The organism is Citrobacter sp. Cpo032, from assembly GCF_030332975.1.
Taxonomy (GTDB): Bacteria; Pseudomonadota; Gammaproteobacteria; order Enterobacterales; family Enterobacteriaceae; genus Citrobacter; species Citrobacter portucalensis.
In genome coordinates this window covers 16,322-35,062 of the sequence record NZ_JAOWGU010000042.1, presented here as the reverse complement: position 1 = coordinate 35,062, position 18,741 = coordinate 16,322, and the positions used below count along the sequence as shown (strand labels likewise).

The following is an 18,741-nucleotide window of genomic DNA, read 5'->3' as shown; positions in this document are numbered from 1 at the left end:
CGGCCTTTTTTGTGTGCGATAGATTACAGTACTGCGACAATCGCTTCGCACAGCGGCGCCATATTATCTGGCGTCATTCCTGCCACGTTTACGCGTCCGGAAGCGACGGCATAGACGCCAAATTCTTCACGCAGACGCAGAACCTGTTCTTTGGTCAGGCCGCTGAATGAGAACATGCCGTTCTGTTTGATGATAAAGCTGAAGTCGCGGTTTGCACCTTTCTCCTGCAGCGTATTCACGAACAGTAGACGCATGCGCTGAATGCGTTGGCGCATATCAGTCAGTTCCTGTTCCCAGATAGCACGCAGCGCGTCGTTGCTCAGAATAGTGGCGACGACGGAAGCGCCGTGTGCTGGCGGGTTGGAGTAGTTAGCGCGAATGGCGGATTTCATCTGGCTAAACGCACGGTCAACGGTTTCAGCATCGGCTGCAACCAGTGTACAGGCGCCTACGCGCTCATTGTACAGACCAAAGTTCTTGGAGTAGGAGCTAGCGACGATCAGCTCTTTGTGCAGCGCTGCGAATGCGCGCAGACCTTCTGCATCTTCTTCCAGGCCACGGGCAAAGCCCTGGTATGCGAAGTCAAACAGCGGCAACCAACCTTTTTCGACAGAAAGCTGGGCCAGCGTTTGCCACTGCTCCAGAGTAGGGTCGATACCGGTTGGGTTATGGCAGCAGCCGTGAAATAACACCACGTCGCCAGCCTGCGCTTCGCTGAGGCTTGCCAGCAGCGCATCAAAGTCTAAAGAATGGTTCGCCGCATCGTAATAGTTGTATTCACGAACCTCCAGACCGGCGGAGTTAAACACGCTCTTATGGTTAGGCCAGCTTGGATTGCTCACCCATACGCGTTTAGCCGACGTGTTTTTCGCCAGGAAATCAGCTGCCACACGCAGTGCGCCAGTACCGCCAGGGGTCTGTGCTGTACGTGCGCGTTTGTCGTTGATAAGCGAACTCTCTTTACCAAACAGTAATTCCTGAGTGCAACGACCAAACTCTGGAATACCGTCAATGCCAAGGTAATTTTTGGTGGTTTCATTTTCCAGTATATATTGCTCGGCTTTTTTAACGCTGGTCAGTACCGGCGTTTTGCCTGTCTCATCTTTATATACACCGATCCCGAGGTTTATTTTTCCAGGGCGGTCATCGGTACGAAACAAATCAGCCAGACCCAAAATGGGGTCGGCAGGAGCGGCGGTAATGTTCTCAAACATGACGAGGTTCCATAGTGATTACAGAAGGGAAGTCCGCTATCAGGTTAACGGTAGATTTACAAAATGCCAACCGTTACTGACGAAAAGCTGAGGTGTTTTTTTAAGACGCAAGAATTCGCTAGCAGATATAAAAAAACAGGACCGAAGTCCTGTTTTATAGGCATTTAACAAAGAGGTCTGCTATTAGAACTGGTAAACGATACCGACTGCTACGGTGTCGTCAGAGTTCACGCCCAGTTTGTTATCAGAGTCGATCTGGTTGATCTGGTAGTCAACATAGGTGGACATGTTTTTGTTGAAGTAGTAGGTAGCGCCTACTTCAATGTAGTCAACCAGATCTTCGTTACCCACGCCTTCTACGTCTTTCGCTTTAGATTTGTTGTAGGAGAGGGATGGACGCAGACCGAAATCGAACTGGTACTGAGCGACAACAAAGAAATCTTCAGTTTTGTTGGCGAAGCCACTGTTTCCGGCACCTGAGATGCGAGTTGCGTTACGGGTTTCACCGTAGTTCGCTGCCAGGTAGATGTTGTTAGCATCGTATTTAACGCCAGTTGCCCACTGCTCAGCTTTTTTGCCGCCGTTAGCGTAGAAAGAGTTTTCCTGCGCGTTGGTACGGTCAGCTGCACCGTAAGCACCAACGATACCGAAGCCATCCATTTCGTAGCTTACAGAACCGCCAACGCCGTCACCGTTAGAACGACCGGTATTGCCATCACGCTCGTTTTTACCCAGATACTGGATACCGAAGTTCAGGCCGTCAACCAGACCGAAGAAGTTAGAGTTACGGTAGGTTGCAACACCACCCACACGGCCAACGAAGAAGTTGTCGCTGTATGCGGTATCACCACCAAATTCTGGCAGCATATCGGTGTAACCCAGTGCATCGTAAACGATACCGTAGTTACGACCGTAGTCGAAAGAGCCCAGATCGGCATATTTCAGACCAGCAAATGCCAGACGGGTTTTGTTGCCGTTCTGAGCGTCACTGCCGCCTTCAGAGTTATTACCGGCAAAGTTGTATTCCCACTGACCGTAACCGGACAGATCGGAATTAATCTGAGTTTCCCCTTTGAAACCAAGACGGGCATAAGTCTGATCGCCATCGTTGCCAGCGTTATCAGAAAAATAGTGCAGACCTACGGTTTTACCGTATACATCCAGCTTGTTGCCATCTTTGTTATAAACTTCTGCAGCGTTAGCTGCCCCGGCTACCAGCAGAGCAGGGATAACCACTGCCAGAATATTGCGCTTCATCATTATTTATTACCCTCATCGGTTTTTATATGACACCTGCCACTGCCGCCAATAAATTCCGTCAATCAAAATTTACGGAACTATTGATGAGAGTTTGGTGTCTTTATGTGTCTGACAGGCATCTTTCCATTCAAACTACCGTTTCGCTACCGTCAAAGTGCTACAAATATAAAGATTTGGTTTCAAAAAGAAAAAATATGTAACAAATTGTTATTTTTGTGCGACTTTGTGAACAGCGTCAAACTTCGGATGCCCCTGCGCTTAAAATTCTCGTTTTTATTTCTATTTATATGATTTTCTTATGTTTAATTTTGATAAGGTCATTTTTTCTCCGTTATGCCGGAAAGTTCGGATTTTACAGGTAGCGATTTTTGGACGTCTGGAGTGCCGTGCGAGAGGCTAAAAAATGTACTATTTAATCAGAAAATGCTAATCCACAATAAAATTGCTGATTATTTTTTGTGCAAATGTATTGCGATGAAATATTACGTAACAGGTGGAGGGGATTGAAAGGTTGTGTTTAACGTGAGATGGGTATCCAGATAACACGAAAAGGGTATAAAAAAGGCCAGCAATGCTGGCCTTTGAAACAATAACGCACGTTTAGAAGGTGGCGTTACGTGGAGTACGCGGGAACGGAATAACATCACGGACGTTCTGTACGCCGGTGACGTAAGCGATCAGACGCTCGAAGCCCAATCCGAAGCCGGAATGCGGAACGGTACCATAGCGACGCAGGTCGCGATACCACCAGTAATCCTCTTTGTTCAGACCCATTTCCAGCATACGGGCATCCAGCACGTCCAGGCGCTCTTCACGCTGAGAACCACCGATGATTTCACCGATTCCCGGGGCCAGTACGTCCATTGCAGCAACGGTTTTACCGTCTTCGTTAAGGCGCATATAAAACGCTTTGATATCTTTCGGGTAGTTTTTCACTACCACCGGCGCTTTAAAGTGCTCTTCAGCAAGGTAACGTTCATGCTCAGAAGACAGATCCACACCCCAGTAAACAGGGTTTTCGAACTGTTTACCGCATTTTTCCAGAATGCTTACCGCGTCGGTGTAATCCACCTGCGCGAAGTCAGCGTCAATGAAACGTTCCAGGCGTGAAATCGCGTCCTTGTCGACACGTTCAGCGAAGAATTTCATATCATCCGCACGCTCTGCCAGTACGGCTTTAAACGCGTACTTCAGCATCGCTTCAGCCAGGCCTGCAACATCATTCAGGTCAGCAAAAGCCACTTCTGGTTCCAGCATCCAGAACTCTGCCAGGTGACGACTGGTGTTAGAGTTTTCTGCACGGAATGTCGGGCCAAAAGTATAAATTTTGGACAGGGCGCAGGCGTAGGTTTCACCGTTCAGCTGACCGGAAACGGTCAGGAAGGCTTCTTTACCAAAGAAGTCTTTGTCGAAATCGACTTTGCCCTGATCGTTACGCGGCAGGTTTTCCAGATCCAGCGTAGAAACACGGAACATTTCACCGGCACCTTCCGTATCGGAAGCGGTGATCAACGGAGTCGATACCCAAAAGAAACCCTGCTCGTGGAAGAAACGATGCAGAGCTTGCGCCAGCGTATGACGTACACGCGCTACCGCACCAATCATGTTGGTACGCGGACGCATGTGCGCCACTTCACGCAGATACTCAATGCTGTGACGCTTGGCTGCCATTGGGTAAGTGTCAGGATCTTCAACCCAGCCGGTGACTTCAACCTCAGTGGCCTGAATTTCAAAGCTCTGTCCTTGTCCAGGAGATGCAACGACTTTACCCGTTACGATAACTGAACAACCCGTCGTCAGGCGCAGTACGTCCTGATTGTAATTGGGCAGAGAATTATTGATGACGGCCTGTACAGGATCAAAGCAGGAACCGTCATAAACGGCGAGGAAGGAGATGCCAGCTTTTGAATCTCGGCGGGTACGCACCCATCCGCGCACGGTGACTTCGCTGTCAACGGCTACGCGGCCCTGGAGTACGTCGGCTACAGGCACAACGCTCATAATATTCTCTCTGTTAATAGTCGGATATATAAACACATGTCCACCCGTAATGGGGGGATACCTATGTTACCTGGCATCTGCAATCAGACAAGCAGAATTCGTAGCTGGAGTGAAAGATTTCGGAAATAAGCGCGAAAAAGGGAGCCAAAATGGCTCCCTGGAAGGCTTAACTGGCTTTTTTGATATGCGGGAGATCGAAGGCTTTGCGCAGTGCACGAACAAATGCTTTATCGTGGCAGATGGTTTTACCCGGGCTGTCAGATAACTTCGCCACCGGTTTGCCGTTACATTCCACCAGCTTGATCACAATATTGAGTGGCTTAACCTGCGGAATGTCGCATGTTAGCCGTGTCCCAATACCAAAACTCAACTGTACGCGGGAAGAGAAGTGGCGGTAGAGTTCAATCGCTTTTTTCAGATCGAGATTATCTGAGAAGACCAGCGTTTTGCTCAGCGGATCAATACCCAGTTTTTCATAATGAGCGATGGCTTTTTCACCCCATTCCACCGGATCGCCTGAGTCATGGCGTAACCCTTGGTAGCGGGTAGCGAACTCAACGCCAAAGTCGCGTAAAAATGCGTCCATGGTGATGCAATCGGTCAATGCAATGCCGAGTTGATCAGGGTATTCATTTAACCAGGCTGCCAGGGCTACGCGCTGGCTGGTGGCAAGTTCTGGACTGATTTGCTGATGAGCCTGGAACCACTCATGCGCCTGCGTACCCATTGGGGTTAATGACAGGCGGCGGGCCAGATCGTAGTTACTGGTGCCGACAAACCAGGGCTCTTGCTGCAGGCGTTTAACGATAGCCTGCTGTACTTCGCGCGAAAAACGACGACGCGTACCGAAATCCATCAAATGGAAGCGGGACATATCGACATCTTTCGTTAAAGCAGAGAATTCTACTAGTTTGCTTTCCAGCTCATCGAGTGCCTGCGGGACGCCTGATTCGGGCGAACGGTAACGGTGCACCAGTTCACTGATAACCGCCAACAGCGGAACTTCCCACATGATCACTTCACGCCACGGACCGGTTAAGCGGATGTTCAGCTTACCGTTATCATTAGTGACGTGAACCTGTTCCGGGTTATAGCGGAAATCGCGTAACCAGGTGAGGTAATCAGCTTTAAAGAATGGCAGGCCGGAGAGCCACTGGTACTCATCCTCCTGCAGTCGCAGGTGCTGCATAGCATTCACCTGCTCACGAATAGAATCGGCATAAATACCGAGCAGGTCATCGCCACGGCAACGAAATTCAGCCGCTACTTGTACATCATAGTAGTGGTGAAAAACGGCTTGCTGCATATGCAACTTATAAGCGTCTGTATCCAGCAGCGAGTGCAGAACAGGAGAAGCGAATTGTGTCATAGGTGCGCAGTAGCATCCTCTCACGGGAGCGTTTAGTACAATAAACAACTAATAAAACCGCTGGAGTATACCCTGTTTAGCGATTTATTGAACCCCGATCACACCATAAGCTCTCTTTCTGGTCGAGGGCAATTCGTGCCACGTGTTATGAAAATGTAGCGTTATTGCTACTAACTACTTGTATATAAAGATTTTTACCATGCTGAAACCATGCTTTGGGGCAGTGATGGGGCAAAGTGTGAAAGCGCTTGGTTGAGCAGAGAAACCTGTTCGGCGCTCTTCTCTGACATCCACTTTCCATACACCTTGTAAACCATCTGTGCATCTGCATGTCCCATTTGAGTTGCTATAAAGTTTGGGTTCGCACCCGCTGACAATGACCAGCACGCATAGGTATGCCGTGACTGGTACGCGTTGCGGTAACGAATACCGGCGCGCTTGATTATCGGAGCCCAAATTTTATTAATCGAATTAACCGCATAGTGATATCCTCTTCGTGGCCCACGTTTTACGCATTGAGGGCTGAAAACGAAAGTGCATGGATGTATGACTGACTGGCCATATTCCCGCAATTTCACTTCAACCTCATACTGCCGGCCAAGGCGCGTAAGCTGGGCCTGATTCCTCAGGGCATCAATAGCTGGTTGAATGAGATAAATCACCCTGTCAGTGCCTGCGTCTGTTTTTGGCAGGGTGAACTCATCCGTCTGGGTAAGGTTGCGCTTCACAGTAATGGTCCCGGCATGCAGATCGATATCTTCCCAGGCCAAACCGCACAACTCCCCATGCCTCATTCCTGTATAGACTGCAAGCGACCAGAGATTTCGCATCTGCTGATGGCCGCATGCCTGGATAAACCTGATGAACTCATCTGTCGTGAGTGGATCGGGCTCACCCTTCGCTTTCTTGAGGCGGTTAATTCCGCTAAACGGGTTTTCCTTTGCATAACCGTTATCTGCTCCAAACTGGAAGATTTCGGCCATTAACATCATGTAATTGTTCACGGTGGAGGACTTCCGGCCTTTTACCTGCGTCCGGTGGTCCTTCTTCATTACGTGAAAACCTGTCAGCAACTCCTTCCTTACATACAGCAAATCCTCAGTGGTCACAGCAGAAACCAACTTGTTTTCGCCAATGCGCGGAAGCATGTTTTTTATGATGGACTCATACCGACTCATGGTGTTAGTGCTGATCTCCATTCGTTTCAGATCAGACCATTTTTCGGTAAGTTCCAGCACAGTAATTTCCTTTCTATCCTGGCCGAACCGGGCAAGGTTCGGCGAGTTTGGGAATTTTTCCGCATAGTTAAAATTCCCCATCCTTATTGCAAAACAAACCGATGAACGAAGCTCACCGGCTATCTTGCGATTTTTGGCTGTGTCAGGGACACCGAGGTTTTCCCTGACACGTTTGCCTTTGTACAGAAACCAGATGCGGAGTGAACCGCCGTGGTTTTCGACGCCTGTCGGGTATGATGCATTAGCCATTAATCCCTCCTGACGTCCAGGAGCATGGATGAGTGTACTGCTTTTCATGCTTTCTGCGCACCTGGTTGATTTTTTTTCTGTGCCTCGATCCAAATGTCGATCGCTTTCCTGTTGTACATACATTCGCTCGAAGGTTTGGGATTACCGTCTGGTGAGACGTGCAGGTATTCGCGACCCAGCATCCAGGATTCTTTTCTGGCACGGGTGATGGTCCCGGGTTTAAGTCCGGTAACTGCAATCAAAACTCTCTCGCTAACCCAGTCATTCGGCACCAGAAGAACGACATCAGCACTGGTCTGCATGGATTTTCTCCATTTTATCGTTAGCCTGGCGAACGCATCGATCAAAGGTGGAAGAGGGTACTACTGTCCTAAGCTCATTAATGAGGAAATCGTTGTGCTGCTGGTGCAGTTGCATATTGCGGTCTTTTTCAAGTTGGCGAAGAACTGCCAGTCGAGCTGTGATGATACGACGCTTACCTTTTACGATCTTTAGTGCGTATTCTGCTTTTTTACGCCAAACACTCCACTCACTGCTGCTATTTGATTTAGCCAACTGATCTTCAATGCTGAGCTGAGTTTCTTCAACGATCACAAGCTGGGATAGACAGTCGTGAATTGTGTTTAGGTTTTCAGTATTGATATGCGATTTTTCCACTGTTAACCTCCGAAATTCGTCAAAAATTTGTACTCAATCAACGCCCCGAAAATAGCGGCCACTAATAACAGGCCAAACAGCATAGACAGGAGGAAAGATTTCATCGTGTCGCCTCCCGCTGAACAGTTTTGTACGCACGCAGCATGTCGCGAGATTTACCTGATAAAGCCGTCTTCATGAAGAACATCCCAGTACGGGTTGCAATGATGTCTGGTGTGCAGATCAGCGTGGCATCGACTACCCGGTTATGTTTACGGAACTCAAACACCGTACTGGTGATAACGATGTTCGCTACGGCGCCATAGTCCTGGTATTGGATTTTCATTTTCTGTCCTTCCGTTTGCTGTATCGTTCATGGCTCATAACCTCCCAGTTATGGCCGCCGTCTCGGGACAGCAGCCGCCAGCGGCGATTAACCCGCAGGCTCAGGTTCCCGGAGCCGTGCATACGGCATGGATGAATCCGCCTGGCTCTGAACTGGCGGAGTACATGTACCGCCTGCAGGTGTACCCACTCAGGAATTCGTATCGCTGTCAGGGCCATTGTCATTGCCTCCTGCTGGTGGGGTTACCGAGTAACCGGCGCGTTCAGCCATCCACAAAAAAGTCTCCAGCGATGCTGTAACCTCGCCGTTCTGAACTGGGCGCGCGTGGATAACCTTTCCGTTCTCGATCGTCAACACGATATTTACTGGTTCGTGCGTGATAATTGGTGTCTGATCACTCATGGCTTGTCTCCGCTGTGACTGATTTTTTCTTGGCAAACTCAACCAGCTCAGAAATGAGCTCGTCGATTAATGCCTTTCCGCTTTCTGTCAGGAACTCACCGCTGCCATTCACATCTACGGCGTTGCTGTAAATTCCTCGGATGGCTTTTACACCTTCAATATTTTCGTACTCACTGAGGATCATTTTTTCGAATCGCCTCAACAGGCCGTCAATTAGTATTTCTGTTAATTCGATAGTGTTAATTCCACCCTTAGGCATATTAATGATGAGGCAGGTGCTTCCTGTTTTTCGCTGATGGCGTAATAGCGCAGATTTAAGAATTCTGTGGCGATACGTATTGATTAAATTATTCACGTCGCTTTTCCTCTGCTTCACACCAGTACAATAAATTCGCCGAAGCATTAAGAGCCATACCTAGCAAAGAATTTTTTTGATTTGTGTTTAACTCATTATTGCTTATTACTATTTCCAGAATGGTGTTGAGGTTCTCTGCCTCCAAATGAATTTCATCTATCCCAGCCGTCTTTGGGTTCCACATTTTCTATCTCCCATATGCTTTTTTTAGGTAAAGCCGCGCGATTACCTCGTAACCGCAGGACGCATAAAGGCATGCTGTTCTATATGCCGATTTATCTATAATGAAAGTCATATGAAGTGCCTCACAGCCAAAGAAGCGACAACCCTTCCGTGGATACGCATGTCTTTTTGATCACCAGCATTAAGCGTGAAAGTTTGGTAATGGAGATTGTCAGAAATAATCTTTAATGCGCCGTTCGGCAATGGCTCTATTCGCTTAATGAACAGGAAGCTACGGCCGAAAACATCGCCCGTAAAAACATATATACCGGGTGTAAGAACGCGGCCTCCACAATCAACAAAAGCCACTACCTCACAGGGTTCGATAGTCGGCTGCATTGAGTCACCTTCCATCCTGCAGCTCTTAACTCTGTTTCCAAAATCATTAATATTGTCAGAGCCAAATAACATTTGAGGCGTTTTAGTTGGCTTATTAAAAGAAAGTGAAGTTTGCATTTCATTTCCTCAAGGTGAGTTTGGTCACACCATTTAAGGTGTTTTATTAATTATTGGTGTTTATAGTTGTTTAATTTCGAAGTTATTTATTTGTTCGTTTACTTCTTCTAGTGTTTTTACAACCAAAGTAATTAACGCGTGTTCTCTTATTTCTTCCTCAGAGGTCATTCTTTCAAGAAGTAGCCATAATGAAGATGAACAACAAGTTATATCGTGAGCCCAACTCATGAGCATCGAACTTGTTTCATCTTTATTGAGAACTACAGTATCAGTCATCATTGTTTGTTCTCCGGCCAGTCATGCCCGATTTCGCGATTTATAACTGAAAGATTTTTCTTTAATTGGTTAATGCAAATTTGAATGAGGGCTGCTGGCTTATAGCCAGTATCTGGATCAGATTCGGCATATTCAAGCACGTTTACCACGCGATCAATATCCATAGCTAGCTTGTGGATGGGACCATTTTCAGACACCAATTGTTGAGTGCTCATCTTCTTGCTCCGTTTGCTTGTTGATGATTAAACAATACATAACGTATTAACTATCGTCAATACAAAACGGATTAATCTGATGTATTAATTTTTATCTCTATGTTTGTTAAGGTTTTTTTTGTTTGATTCGTGACGGAGGGAATAAAAAAGCCGCTTTCGCGGCTTGTGCACTATGGCAGGTTAGTTATTTTTGCATCGACCACGACGCCGATAATACGGCAATTACCGTTTATGGGAATGATCGGATATTGAGGGTTCAACGGCTTGAGGAATCGTTGGCCAGCATCGATAACCAGTTTTTTGAAAGTGGCTTCGTTGTCTCCATCAAGCTTTGCTACAACTAATTTCCCGTTGATAGGCTCCACTTGAGGATCGACCAGTATAACCATACCTTCCGGAATGCTTAGGCCGACTGGTGATGTCATTGAATCACCTCGCACGTCCAACCAAAATGAATCCTCTGAACATTCCACAGTTGTATCGTACCAACGGTCTATAGCCCGTTTATGATATGGCTCTACAGCTTCCATCCAATCCCCTGCACTTACCCAGCTAATTACAGGGTAGCTTCCTTTCGACTCGTTAATTCCGATGAATGTCACATTGTGATCGGCTCTGGAGTCACTGACCGTTCCATCAGCATTCACCACGAAACCTGGCATTTTAAGTATGTTAAAAATCTTTGCTATGACCTCCAGGTTGGGTTCGCGTCTACCGTTCAACCAATGACCTAGCCCACCCTGGGTTATTCCTAGAGCTTCTGCTAGTTGTTCTTGAGTCATTCCGACTTCTTTCATCCTGGATTTAGCCAGGTCCTGCCATCTCTGTTTCATGTTCATGATTATTACAATCCGTATTTTTTGAACAAGTTCCATTTTGTATTATTGTTTGAAGTGTGTATAGTACGTTATGTATTATTTAGATAGGAACTATCCGAATGAGCGGAATCAAGAGCCTAAGGCTGAAAGCAAAGGTTACGCAGGGAGAATTGGCCGCATTGATTGCCAGTTCTCAGGGGGCAGTTAGCCATTACGAAACTGGTCGTCGAATCCCTGACATTGAGGTGGGTAAACGAATCGTGAGCGCTTTTAAGCAGCTCGGATATGAAACCAGTCTGGATGAGGTTTTTTCCGATGAACATACCGGAGAGCAGCTTCGATAACTCAATACTGCCGGAAACCTACTCACAAGCGGATGCCGAGTGGATTAAGCAGCAGTTATTCAGCCTGACACCCACTGCACGACAAAAAGCGCTCCAGCGTTATGCAGCTGTGTATCAAGAGACGTTCGAGGCCGAACCCGTTTCGTACCGCAAGGAGAACCGGGCAAGGCATGAAGCAAACACAAGGCTTCGCCTGTTTGTGAGAAATCAGGGCAGAGCTTTACAGGGGTATACCGCCGAACCTCCCCTGGCTGGAACGCGACAGCGCTCCTGATTGTTTCGGGTTTAAAGGTACCCGAACAAAAGCAGGCTTAAAGGTGCCTGTTCAGGTTGGCAACCAACTGACCCAACTCCTCATACGTACTAGTGAAGTGGTACGTTTTTATGGGGAAGAGGGAAAGGGGGGTAGGGGGGGATTGGGTGCAGGGGTAGGAATAGGGTCTTTTCCAACAGGAGAGATCCATTGGTTAAGTAGATCACTGTCTTAAGGGCGCAATTTAAAAAAACGCCTGTATCAGCAAGATAGTACAAGGCGCTCAGGCGCTGAGAAACGAAAAAGGGTTCTTCCTGGAAGAGTGTTTTTCAGGGGAACTGAATCAGAAGGGAGGCTGGCAGCCTTTGGGGAGGCCACCAGCCATGTGAGGGGGAATCCATGAAAACCACATCACAAAATTATTATCTCATCAGCACGGGGGGCAGCACAATGGAGCTGACGATCACGCCGAATTTTGCACAGGAACGAGCGCTAAACATGTTGCGCCGTGACTGGAAGGAAAACGACACCTTCATGGTGTACTCACCAACTGGTAGCGGTAAAACTGGTCTTGCCGCTTTCATCGTTGCCGGGTTCGTCAGCCGTGGTATGCGCGTTCTGTTTTGTGCACCGTACACCATCCTGATTGGTCAAACGGCCAATCGCTTTGTGGAGTACGGGTTACCGGGGGATGAAATCGGTTATATCTGGGCGGATCACCCGAACTACGATCCAGCCCGTAAAATTCAGATTGCCAGCGCCGACACGCTTATTCGTCGTGTTTTTCCTGAAAATATCGATCTGCTGATTATCGACGAAGCACACCTGCGTAAAAAACGCATCCTGAAGGATATCGAACGGCTGCGCGGCAAAGGCGTAAAGGTGATTGGTCTGTCGGGTACGCCTTTTTCCCCATTCTTGGGCAAATACTATGACCGACTGATTAAGCCGACCACCATCGGCGAGTTAATCCAGCGTGGCGATCTGAGTAAATACGAATTTTACGCGCCAACAAAGCCGGATCTGAAAGGCGTAAAAACCAAGTCCTCGCTTGAGTACGGCAGCGATTACAACGAAACGCAGTTGGCTGAAATCATGTGTGGCTCTACGCTGGTGGGCGATATCGTACAGAACTGGCTGGAGAATGGGCGGGATCTGCCTACTATCGCTTTCTGCGTCAATGTAGCCCACGCCAATTTCCTGACAATCCAGTTTAACCAAGCGGATGTTAACGCTGAGGTCATGACCGCCGACACTCCAGTGGATGAGCGCCAGACCATCATTCACCGCTTTGAAACCGGCGCAACGAAAATCATCGTTAGTGTGGGCGTTCTGGTGGCCGGCTTCGATAGTGATGTTCGCTGCATCATCTACGCCAGGCCAACAAAAAGCGAAATTCGCTGGCTGCAGGCACTCGGGCGTGGCCTGCGCACCGCACCGGGTAAAGAATCTTGCCTCATCTTTGATCACAGTGGCACCGTGCACCGCCTCGGTTATCCGGATTCTATTGAATATGACGATCTCCCCGGTAAGTCTGACGGCATGGATGAAAGCGCGCGCCGTGCAGCTGAGGAACGGGCCGAAAAACTCCCCCATGAATGTTCTCAATGCCACTACATGAAACCCGCTGGTGTGTACGTATGCCCGAAATGCGGACATAAGCCGCTGGGCGGTGAGGACGTCGATACTGATACCGGCCGCAAACTCAAAAAGCTGGGTAAAGACCAGCATCTGCCCACGAAGGCAGAGAAACAGGCCTGGTGGAGTCAGATCAAATTCTATCAGCGCCAGCGAGTATCGCAGGGGAAAAAGCCCGTTAGTGATGGCTGGTGCGCAAACACTTTTCGCGATCGTTTTGACGAGTGGCCTAACGGGCTGAGCGATTTCCCGATGGAGATCACACCGACCGTTTCGAATTTCATCCGGCACAAATTGATCGCTTATGCGAAAGGTCAGGAGAAGGCCAAACGTATGCAGGCGGCATCTGGTGCACCTGCGCCATCCTCCATTCGGCAAGCACAGAAAGTGATTAGCGATATCAAACAGCAGTTAGGAAAACGAGCATGAAGACGGTAGAAGCAGCAATTGGGCATTGGCCTACCATCTTTGAGCACTTCGGCCTTCCGCCGATCACTGGTAAAAACCACTTTAAAGGCGAATGTCCGGTATGTGGAGCGCGCGGCAAGCTACGTATTGACGACCGCGACGGTCGGGGGACGTGGATTTGTACCTGCGGCAGCGGTGACGGTATGAAGCTTGTCACACTGACACAGGGGAAGCCATTTAATGAGGTTTGCAGGGAAATAGACCACCTGATCGGTAATGATTTTCAGCGTGTAAAAATCCCGGTCAGCAGCAGTGCTACCAGCCTGCGTACAAAGGTTCTGAATAAGTTCGCGAAGCTGCAGCCGTTGCGTGGCACTTCTGGTGCTGCGTATCTCAACGCGCGCGGCATTTTCAGTCTGCCGCTTGAAGCGATCCGCTTCAACGATAAGCAGCGCCATGCAGGGAGGGTGTATCAGTCGCTTTATTCCCTCGCCACCGACGATAAAGGAGAACTGTGCTATCTGCACCAGACATTACTCGATGGCGCAAAAAAGGCAGATATCGGCACCAGTGCAAAGCGACAAAAATCCCTGCAGGAAGATAACTATCTTGATCACGCCCGTTCAGTGGCGATCAGGATGTTCCCGGTGGCCAGCACACTTGGTATCGCCGAAGGCATCGAAACGGCTCTGTCTGCGCACCAGATTTATAACGTAAATACCTGGGCAACCATGACGGCCAACTTCATGAAGAAATTCCGCGTTCCGGCTGGCGTTAAGCACCTCATTATTTTTGCTGACCGTGACGAGAACAGCGCTACCGGGTTGGCTGCGGCCTATGAATGCGCTCATGCCAATCTGCTGGCAAAGAATGACCTACAGCGAGTGAGCGTGTACTGGCCCGATCACGATGATTTCAACAATATGCTCATGAACGGCGATCAGGTTCGTGAGCTGGTTTTCCACAAGAAAAAGGCGGCTGCGTAATGCGTACAGATAACAACGAACATAAAGCACTATTCACCATCCCGACGGCAGCGCACAGCTCAGCCCTGGCAAACATCAAACCTCTACCTGAGCAACGGAGAATCACCGGGCATAAACAGACTGATGCCTATCTGTGGGTACTGGAGGTTATCCGCCTGAATGAACCGGCACATCTGGACGCAGCAGAAGCCGCGCTGGAGAAAATTAAAATCTCTCCAAAAGAGGCCGAGGAACGGTATTCCCGTTATCTTCTGGCGAATGGCGGCGATCCTTTCCAGGTAGCTTTCGGTACCATCGGCATGGATAACCCGGTGCGTGCTATTCAGAATGCACGGGAAAACATCAAGAAAGCTGCTGATGTGCGCGCTACGTTCGGCAGCTATGAAGCAGCGATGGAGGACGTAGAGGCCGAGCGAGTGATCAGGTCTTCCCCAAAATTTACTGATGATTACCAGTGGGGATGGACAGTAGACGAAAAGAGAGATGGAAGCATTGACGGCAGTCGTATGAATGAAATTGATGATCAGCGTCGCGCATATGTTGATGGCTATCGTGACGTTCTGCCAGAGCCTCATACACTGTCAGATGTTGTTCGTGAGTTTGTTTACTGGGACTGGCTCTACAGCGTTCGCCACACTTCAGGTCAGGAACTCGGTTACGAATTTGGTTATTCCGAGCACCATGAATCTGTGTACGACCGTGAGCGATACCTGGAAAAATTGCTGGCGACCATCAAACCTGTGACACGCGCTGAAGCTGTCGAGGTTTGCAGCTGGTTTCTGGCAAGTGGAAAGGACGAATACATGGAAGACAACGGTGCGGCGGTTATTCTTAATCTGGTTGGGGAGTGCGAACAATGAAGTTGGAAGCATCACTCAAACATTTCAGCCCTCAGGGAATGCATATTAGCGACGACGTGAAAGGAACCTCTCCGGACCGACTTACAGGAACGGATGTAATGGCTGCTATTGGTACCACCAGCAGTCGGGCGCGATTCGGTCTGGCTGCTTTCTTCGGTAAAGCGGGGATCAGCAAGACGGATGAACAACTGGCGGCGCAGGCGCTGGCGCAGTTTGCTATCAAAAACGCCCCAAAGAATGTCCGCAAAGCCGCTGGTGATGCTCTTGGTGCATGTATGCTGACGCTGGCGCAATTTGCCTTTGCTGAGTATTCCCGTTCTGCTGCAACCAGCGTGACATGTCACTGTTGCAGCGGTAGCGGACTTATTGAGGTGAGTGAGGACGTGGTTAAATACCCAGGACTCTACAACATCGATGGTGACGAGATTGTTACGCCAAAAATAGAACGTGAACAGGTTAAGCGTCTTTGCACCGCCTGTAACGGTAAAGGTGAGCTGTTGGCCCGATGCCGTTGCGGCGGCAAAGGTGAGGTGCTCGACCGCAAAGCCACAGGCGAGCGTGGCGCGCCGGTGTTTAAAACCTGCGAGCGCTGCAGCGGAAAAGGATTTTCTGGGGTGCCGTCTACTGCAGCCTATAAAGCGATACTGAAGCGAGTCCCAGATCTGCACGTCAGAACGTGGACCCGTAACTGGAAACCGTTTCTGGAGGGGCTTGTCGACGTCTGCTACAGAGAAGAACAAAAAGCAGACTCGGCGTTTCAGGACGCAACGAGCTTTCGTGATGATGTGAACAAAATTTAGCATATTAGCCACATTAAGCTTGATTTTGTCCGAACTTGTCGTGTATGCTTCAAATCGTAGGTTATTGCGCCTGCACGAAATCAAACCCGCCTCCGAGCGGGTTTTTTTATGCCTAAATTTGGTCGCCGCGAATGAATACATTCATCATTTGTGCATCCGGCCCGTCTCTCAATAAATCAGATTGCGAACTGATCTCCGGATCGGGGCTGCCGGTTATTGCTGTTAACTCCACCTGGCGAGCCGTGCCTGATTGTGAATACATTTACGCTGGTGATCTGCGCTGGTGGGATGCAAACATCAATGTTCTGCCGTCCTCAGCCTCTCGCTGGACCTGTAATTACCGGGCTCATAAACGCTATGGGCTAAATCTGTTTGATACAGATACCCGGTTGGCCTTCAACTCCGGGCAGCGCTCGATTCTATTTGCCGCCAGCCAGGGGGCAAAAAATATCATCCTGTTAGGGTTTGACTGCTCCATTAATGGCGGTAGTCACTGGCATGGTGATCACGTCGGGCTGGATAACCCTACAGCAGAGAGTGTTACGCGTTGGCGCGGGGAGTTTGCCAGTACCGCCAGAGCGCTGGCTGGTGAGGTTAATATTATCAACAGTAGCCGCCAGACAGCGCTTAAGTGCTTTCGGCGTATCGACCTCAATGAGGCTTTACGCGGTTTGATGTGAGTTCCTCACATCGACTATTTCCTCGGAATTAAATTTCCCATTCCATCACAAACAGCGCCATCCGAACTATCGGAGGTGAGGCCTATGAAAATGCCATACAAACAAGATTTCATCGCTGCGCTACTTGCCGCCAAGGAGCAGGGTATTGGTGCAATGCTGGCTTTCATCATGGCGTACCTGCGCGGTCGCTATAACGGCGGTGCAGTAACAAAAACGCTAATTGACGCACTGATGTGCGCGATGATTGCCTGGTTCGTTCGCGACCTTCTGGACTTTATCGGGCTTAGCAGCAATCTCGCTTACATAGCCAGCGTCTTTATTGGATACATCGGCACCGATTCGATCGGCAATCTGATTAAAAAATTCGCAACCAAAAAGGTGGGGGTTAACGATGCAAACCAGTCCTGAAGGCATTGCACTGATAAAAAAATACGAAGGTTGTCGATTGACTGCCTATCCAGACCCAGGGACAGGTGGTGCGCCGTGGACGATTGGCTATGGCTGGACTCATCCGGTAGACGGCAAACCCGTAAGCCCGGGAATGACGATTGACCAGGCCACTGCTGATCGTCTGCTAAAAATAGGACTGGTGAGTTATGAAAACGACGTGCTGAAGTTAGTCAGGGTGAAACTGACGCAAGGCCAGTTTGATGCGCTGGTATCGTTCGCTTACAACGTTGGCTCGCGTGCTCTTTCAACATCCACGTTGCTGAAGAGGTTGAACGGTGGCGATATCAAAGGTGCTGCTGATGAGTTCCTGCGCTGGAACAAGGCGGGCGGGAAGGTTATGCCGGGGCTCACGAATCGCCGCAAGGCTGAGCGTGATGTGTTCCTGTCATGAGAGGCATCCTTGAAAGATACTGGAAGCTGCCGGCGCTGATGGCGATAGTTATCGTTGTCGCCGTGCTGTGTGTCCTGCTGGCAAACAGCCGCTCTTACGTCGCTACGCTGAAGAGTGATAATGACGTTCTGCGAAGTGATAACACCCTTCAGGGGACGGTTATCGCTGCACAGGCTTTCAACTTCAACCGGTTTAACCAGGTTGCCGAAAACGCCAGCCGACTAAACTCGCTGATTGATGCGAGCTCCGATAAAACCGTTATCGAGTATCGGGAGATCCTCCGCCGTGAAAAAACCTGTGATCTGCCTGTTCCTGCTGATGTCGCTGGTGGGCTGCTCAGCTACGCGAACAGTTTACGTGCCAGCGCAATGCACACCGATTCCGGGAACGCTGACGCAACCGGTGATAGCACCACTACCACCAGCGCGCTGACTTATTGCCAGGCTGTTCTCTGGATCAAGCCGCTGCTGGCCACTATAGAAAAAGCGAATAACCAGCTGGCTGGAGTTCGTGAAATTGAAAGTAGCAGAAAAGAGTCACAATTGGAGAATTTAGGCAGCTCATCGCATTGAAATTTAAAATTAGTCACCAATATAAGAAGTACCATGATAGGCATGGTTTATATGGAGATTAAACATGTTTGAGAATTACGTTTACGCTACAAAAGAAGAGCGCAACCGTGGTGAGATTGTTAAAGCAGCATTAGAAATTATCAAAGCGTCAGTATCAGCTTCTTCCAGTTACACAGGAAGGGACAAGCTTGAAAAGGACATCAAGTTTGCTGTAGCAAATATTGAGTCACTGGCAGACGCTATTGAAAATGCGATGAAAGACAAGTGAGTACAACCGCCTTCGGGCGGTTTTTTATTGCCAT

Annotated in this window: 26 protein-coding genes; 11 read left to right on the top strand and 15 right to left on the bottom strand. The window is 49.0% G+C overall.

The genetic code is table 11. The features are described 5' to 3' along the window. Positions 1 to 23: 23 nt before the first annotated feature. The 15 genes from aspC to OGY33_RS10685 all read right to left on the bottom strand — a co-directional run bounded on the left by aspC (position 24) and on the right by OGY33_RS10685 (position 11,078). On the bottom strand, positions 24 to 1,214 hold the full coding sequence (gene aspC / locus OGY33_RS10755; protein WP_048225872.1) for an aspartate transaminase: 1,191 nt from the start codon (positions 1,212 to 1,214) through the stop codon (positions 24 to 26). A 183-nt stretch (positions 1,215 to 1,397) separates the two neighbouring features. Beyond that, complete coding sequence (gene ompF, locus OGY33_RS10750) at positions 1,398 to 2,474, bottom strand: porin OmpF (protein WP_048235705.1); 1,077 nt, start codon at positions 2,472 to 2,474, stop codon at positions 1,398 to 1,400. A 600-nt stretch (positions 2,475 to 3,074) separates the two neighbouring features. Next, positions 3,075 to 4,475, bottom strand: coding sequence for an asparagine--tRNA ligase (asnS, locus tag OGY33_RS10745; RefSeq protein ID WP_020996514.1), 1,401 nt, complete (start codon positions 4,473 to 4,475; stop codon positions 3,075 to 3,077). A 166-nt stretch (positions 4,476 to 4,641) separates the two neighbouring features. Beyond that, the gene (gene pncB / locus OGY33_RS10740) at positions 4,642 to 5,844 is read right to left on the bottom strand and encodes a nicotinate phosphoribosyltransferase (protein WP_020996513.1); all 1,203 of its coding nucleotides are present in this window, start codon (positions 5,842 to 5,844) and stop codon (positions 4,642 to 4,644) included. A gap of 194 nt (positions 5,845 to 6,038) precedes the next feature. After that, entirely contained in the window at positions 6,039 to 7,331 is a 1,293-nt protein-coding gene (locus OGY33_RS10735; RefSeq protein ID WP_191238686.1) for a tyrosine-type recombinase/integrase, read from the bottom strand. A 44-nt stretch (positions 7,332 to 7,375) separates the two neighbouring features. Then, positions 7,376 to 7,633 carry an excisionase family protein gene (locus tag OGY33_RS10730; RefSeq protein ID WP_048214560.1) on the bottom strand — a complete coding sequence of 86 codons (258 nt, stop codon included), beginning with the start codon at positions 7,631 to 7,633 and terminating at the stop codon, positions 7,376 to 7,378. Then, a complete protein-coding gene (locus OGY33_RS10725; RefSeq protein WP_048214559.1) occupies positions 7,617 to 7,988 on the bottom strand; it encodes a hypothetical protein in 372 nt (123 codons plus the stop codon). Before OGY33_RS10725 ends, OGY33_RS10730 begins: the two co-directional genes overlap by 17 nt. 100 nt (positions 7,989 to 8,088) lie before the next feature. Then, a complete protein-coding gene (locus OGY33_RS10720) occupies positions 8,089 to 8,313 on the bottom strand; it encodes a hypothetical protein (protein ID WP_048214558.1) in 225 nt (74 codons plus the stop codon). Continuing rightward, on the bottom strand, positions 8,310 to 8,531 hold the full coding sequence (locus OGY33_RS10715; protein ID WP_075551207.1) for a ParE family toxin-like protein: 222 nt from the start codon (positions 8,529 to 8,531) through the stop codon (positions 8,310 to 8,312). The genes OGY33_RS10720 and OGY33_RS10715 overlap by 4 nt, the downstream gene beginning before the upstream one ends. Beyond that, a complete protein-coding gene (locus tag OGY33_RS10710) occupies positions 8,503 to 8,715 on the bottom strand; it encodes a hypothetical protein (protein WP_048214557.1) in 213 nt (70 codons plus the stop codon). Before OGY33_RS10710 ends, OGY33_RS10715 begins: the two co-directional genes overlap by 29 nt. After that, positions 8,708 to 9,070: a hypothetical protein gene (locus OGY33_RS10705; protein ID WP_191238685.1), complete on the bottom strand. Its 363-nt coding sequence runs from the start codon at positions 9,068 to 9,070 to the stop codon at positions 8,708 to 8,710. The genes OGY33_RS10710 and OGY33_RS10705 overlap by 8 nt, the downstream gene beginning before the upstream one ends. Before the next feature lie 291 nt (positions 9,071 to 9,361). Next, complete coding sequence (locus OGY33_RS10700) at positions 9,362 to 9,748, bottom strand: S24 family peptidase (RefSeq protein WP_191238684.1); 387 nt, start codon at positions 9,746 to 9,748, stop codon at positions 9,362 to 9,364. A gap of 60 nt (positions 9,749 to 9,808) precedes the next feature. Then, positions 9,809 to 10,027, bottom strand: coding sequence for a hypothetical protein (locus OGY33_RS10695; protein ID WP_048214553.1), 219 nt, complete (start codon positions 10,025 to 10,027; stop codon positions 9,809 to 9,811). Next, positions 10,024 to 10,239: a hypothetical protein gene (locus OGY33_RS10690; RefSeq protein WP_047343663.1), complete on the bottom strand. Its 216-nt coding sequence runs from the start codon at positions 10,237 to 10,239 to the stop codon at positions 10,024 to 10,026. Before OGY33_RS10690 ends, OGY33_RS10695 begins: the two co-directional genes overlap by 4 nt. Before the next feature lie 170 nt (positions 10,240 to 10,409). After that, a complete protein-coding gene (locus tag OGY33_RS10685; RefSeq protein ID WP_048214552.1) occupies positions 10,410 to 11,078 on the bottom strand; it encodes a LexA family protein in 669 nt (222 codons plus the stop codon). Positions 11,079 to 11,176: 98 nt separating this feature from the next. Here OGY33_RS10685 and OGY33_RS10680 point away from each other — a divergent pair, with 98 nt between their 5' ends. From OGY33_RS10680 to OGY33_RS10630, 11 genes are all read left to right on the top strand, one after another. Beyond that, entirely contained in the window at positions 11,177 to 11,401 is a 225-nt protein-coding gene (locus tag OGY33_RS10680; protein WP_032625779.1) for a helix-turn-helix transcriptional regulator, read from the top strand. Next, positions 11,373 to 11,675, top strand: coding sequence for a hypothetical protein (locus OGY33_RS10675; protein ID WP_048214551.1), 303 nt, complete (start codon positions 11,373 to 11,375; stop codon positions 11,673 to 11,675). The genes OGY33_RS10680 and OGY33_RS10675 overlap by 29 nt, the downstream gene beginning before the upstream one ends. A gap of 429 nt (positions 11,676 to 12,104) precedes the next feature. Then, a complete protein-coding gene (locus OGY33_RS10670; protein ID WP_048214550.1) occupies positions 12,105 to 13,721 on the top strand; it encodes a DEAD/DEAH box helicase in 1,617 nt (538 codons plus the stop codon). Then, the gene (locus OGY33_RS10665; RefSeq protein WP_191238683.1) at positions 13,718 to 14,686 is read left to right on the top strand and encodes a toprim domain-containing protein; all 969 of its coding nucleotides are present in this window, start codon (positions 13,718 to 13,720) and stop codon (positions 14,684 to 14,686) included. Before OGY33_RS10670 ends, OGY33_RS10665 begins: the two co-directional genes overlap by 4 nt. Continuing rightward, complete coding sequence (locus OGY33_RS10660) at positions 14,686 to 15,546, top strand: hypothetical protein (RefSeq protein WP_048214548.1); 861 nt, start codon at positions 14,686 to 14,688, stop codon at positions 15,544 to 15,546. Before OGY33_RS10665 ends, OGY33_RS10660 begins: the two co-directional genes overlap by 1 nt. After that, positions 15,543 to 16,346, top strand: a complete 804-nt coding sequence (locus OGY33_RS10655) for an antitermination protein (protein ID WP_191238682.1) — start codon at positions 15,543 to 15,545, stop codon at positions 16,344 to 16,346. Before OGY33_RS10660 ends, OGY33_RS10655 begins: the two co-directional genes overlap by 4 nt. A gap of 131 nt (positions 16,347 to 16,477) precedes the next feature. Beyond that, a complete protein-coding gene (locus OGY33_RS10650; protein WP_191238681.1) occupies positions 16,478 to 17,026 on the top strand; it encodes a motility associated factor glycosyltransferase family protein in 549 nt (182 codons plus the stop codon). Between the two features lie 84 nt (positions 17,027 to 17,110). Then, on the top strand, positions 17,111 to 17,434 hold the full coding sequence (locus tag OGY33_RS10645) for a phage holin, lambda family (protein WP_191238680.1): 324 nt from the start codon (positions 17,111 to 17,113) through the stop codon (positions 17,432 to 17,434). Beyond that, the gene (locus OGY33_RS10640; protein WP_191238679.1) at positions 17,418 to 17,867 is read left to right on the top strand and encodes a lysozyme; all 450 of its coding nucleotides are present in this window, start codon (positions 17,418 to 17,420) and stop codon (positions 17,865 to 17,867) included. The genes OGY33_RS10645 and OGY33_RS10640 overlap by 17 nt, the downstream gene beginning before the upstream one ends. Next, positions 17,864 to 18,439: a hypothetical protein gene (locus OGY33_RS10635; RefSeq protein ID WP_191238678.1), complete on the top strand. Its 576-nt coding sequence runs from the start codon at positions 17,864 to 17,866 to the stop codon at positions 18,437 to 18,439. The genes OGY33_RS10640 and OGY33_RS10635 overlap by 4 nt, the downstream gene beginning before the upstream one ends. Before the next feature lie 64 nt (positions 18,440 to 18,503). After that, entirely contained in the window at positions 18,504 to 18,707 is a 204-nt protein-coding gene (locus tag OGY33_RS10630; protein WP_191238677.1) for a hypothetical protein, read from the top strand. Positions 18,708 to 18,741: the final 34 nt, after the last annotated feature.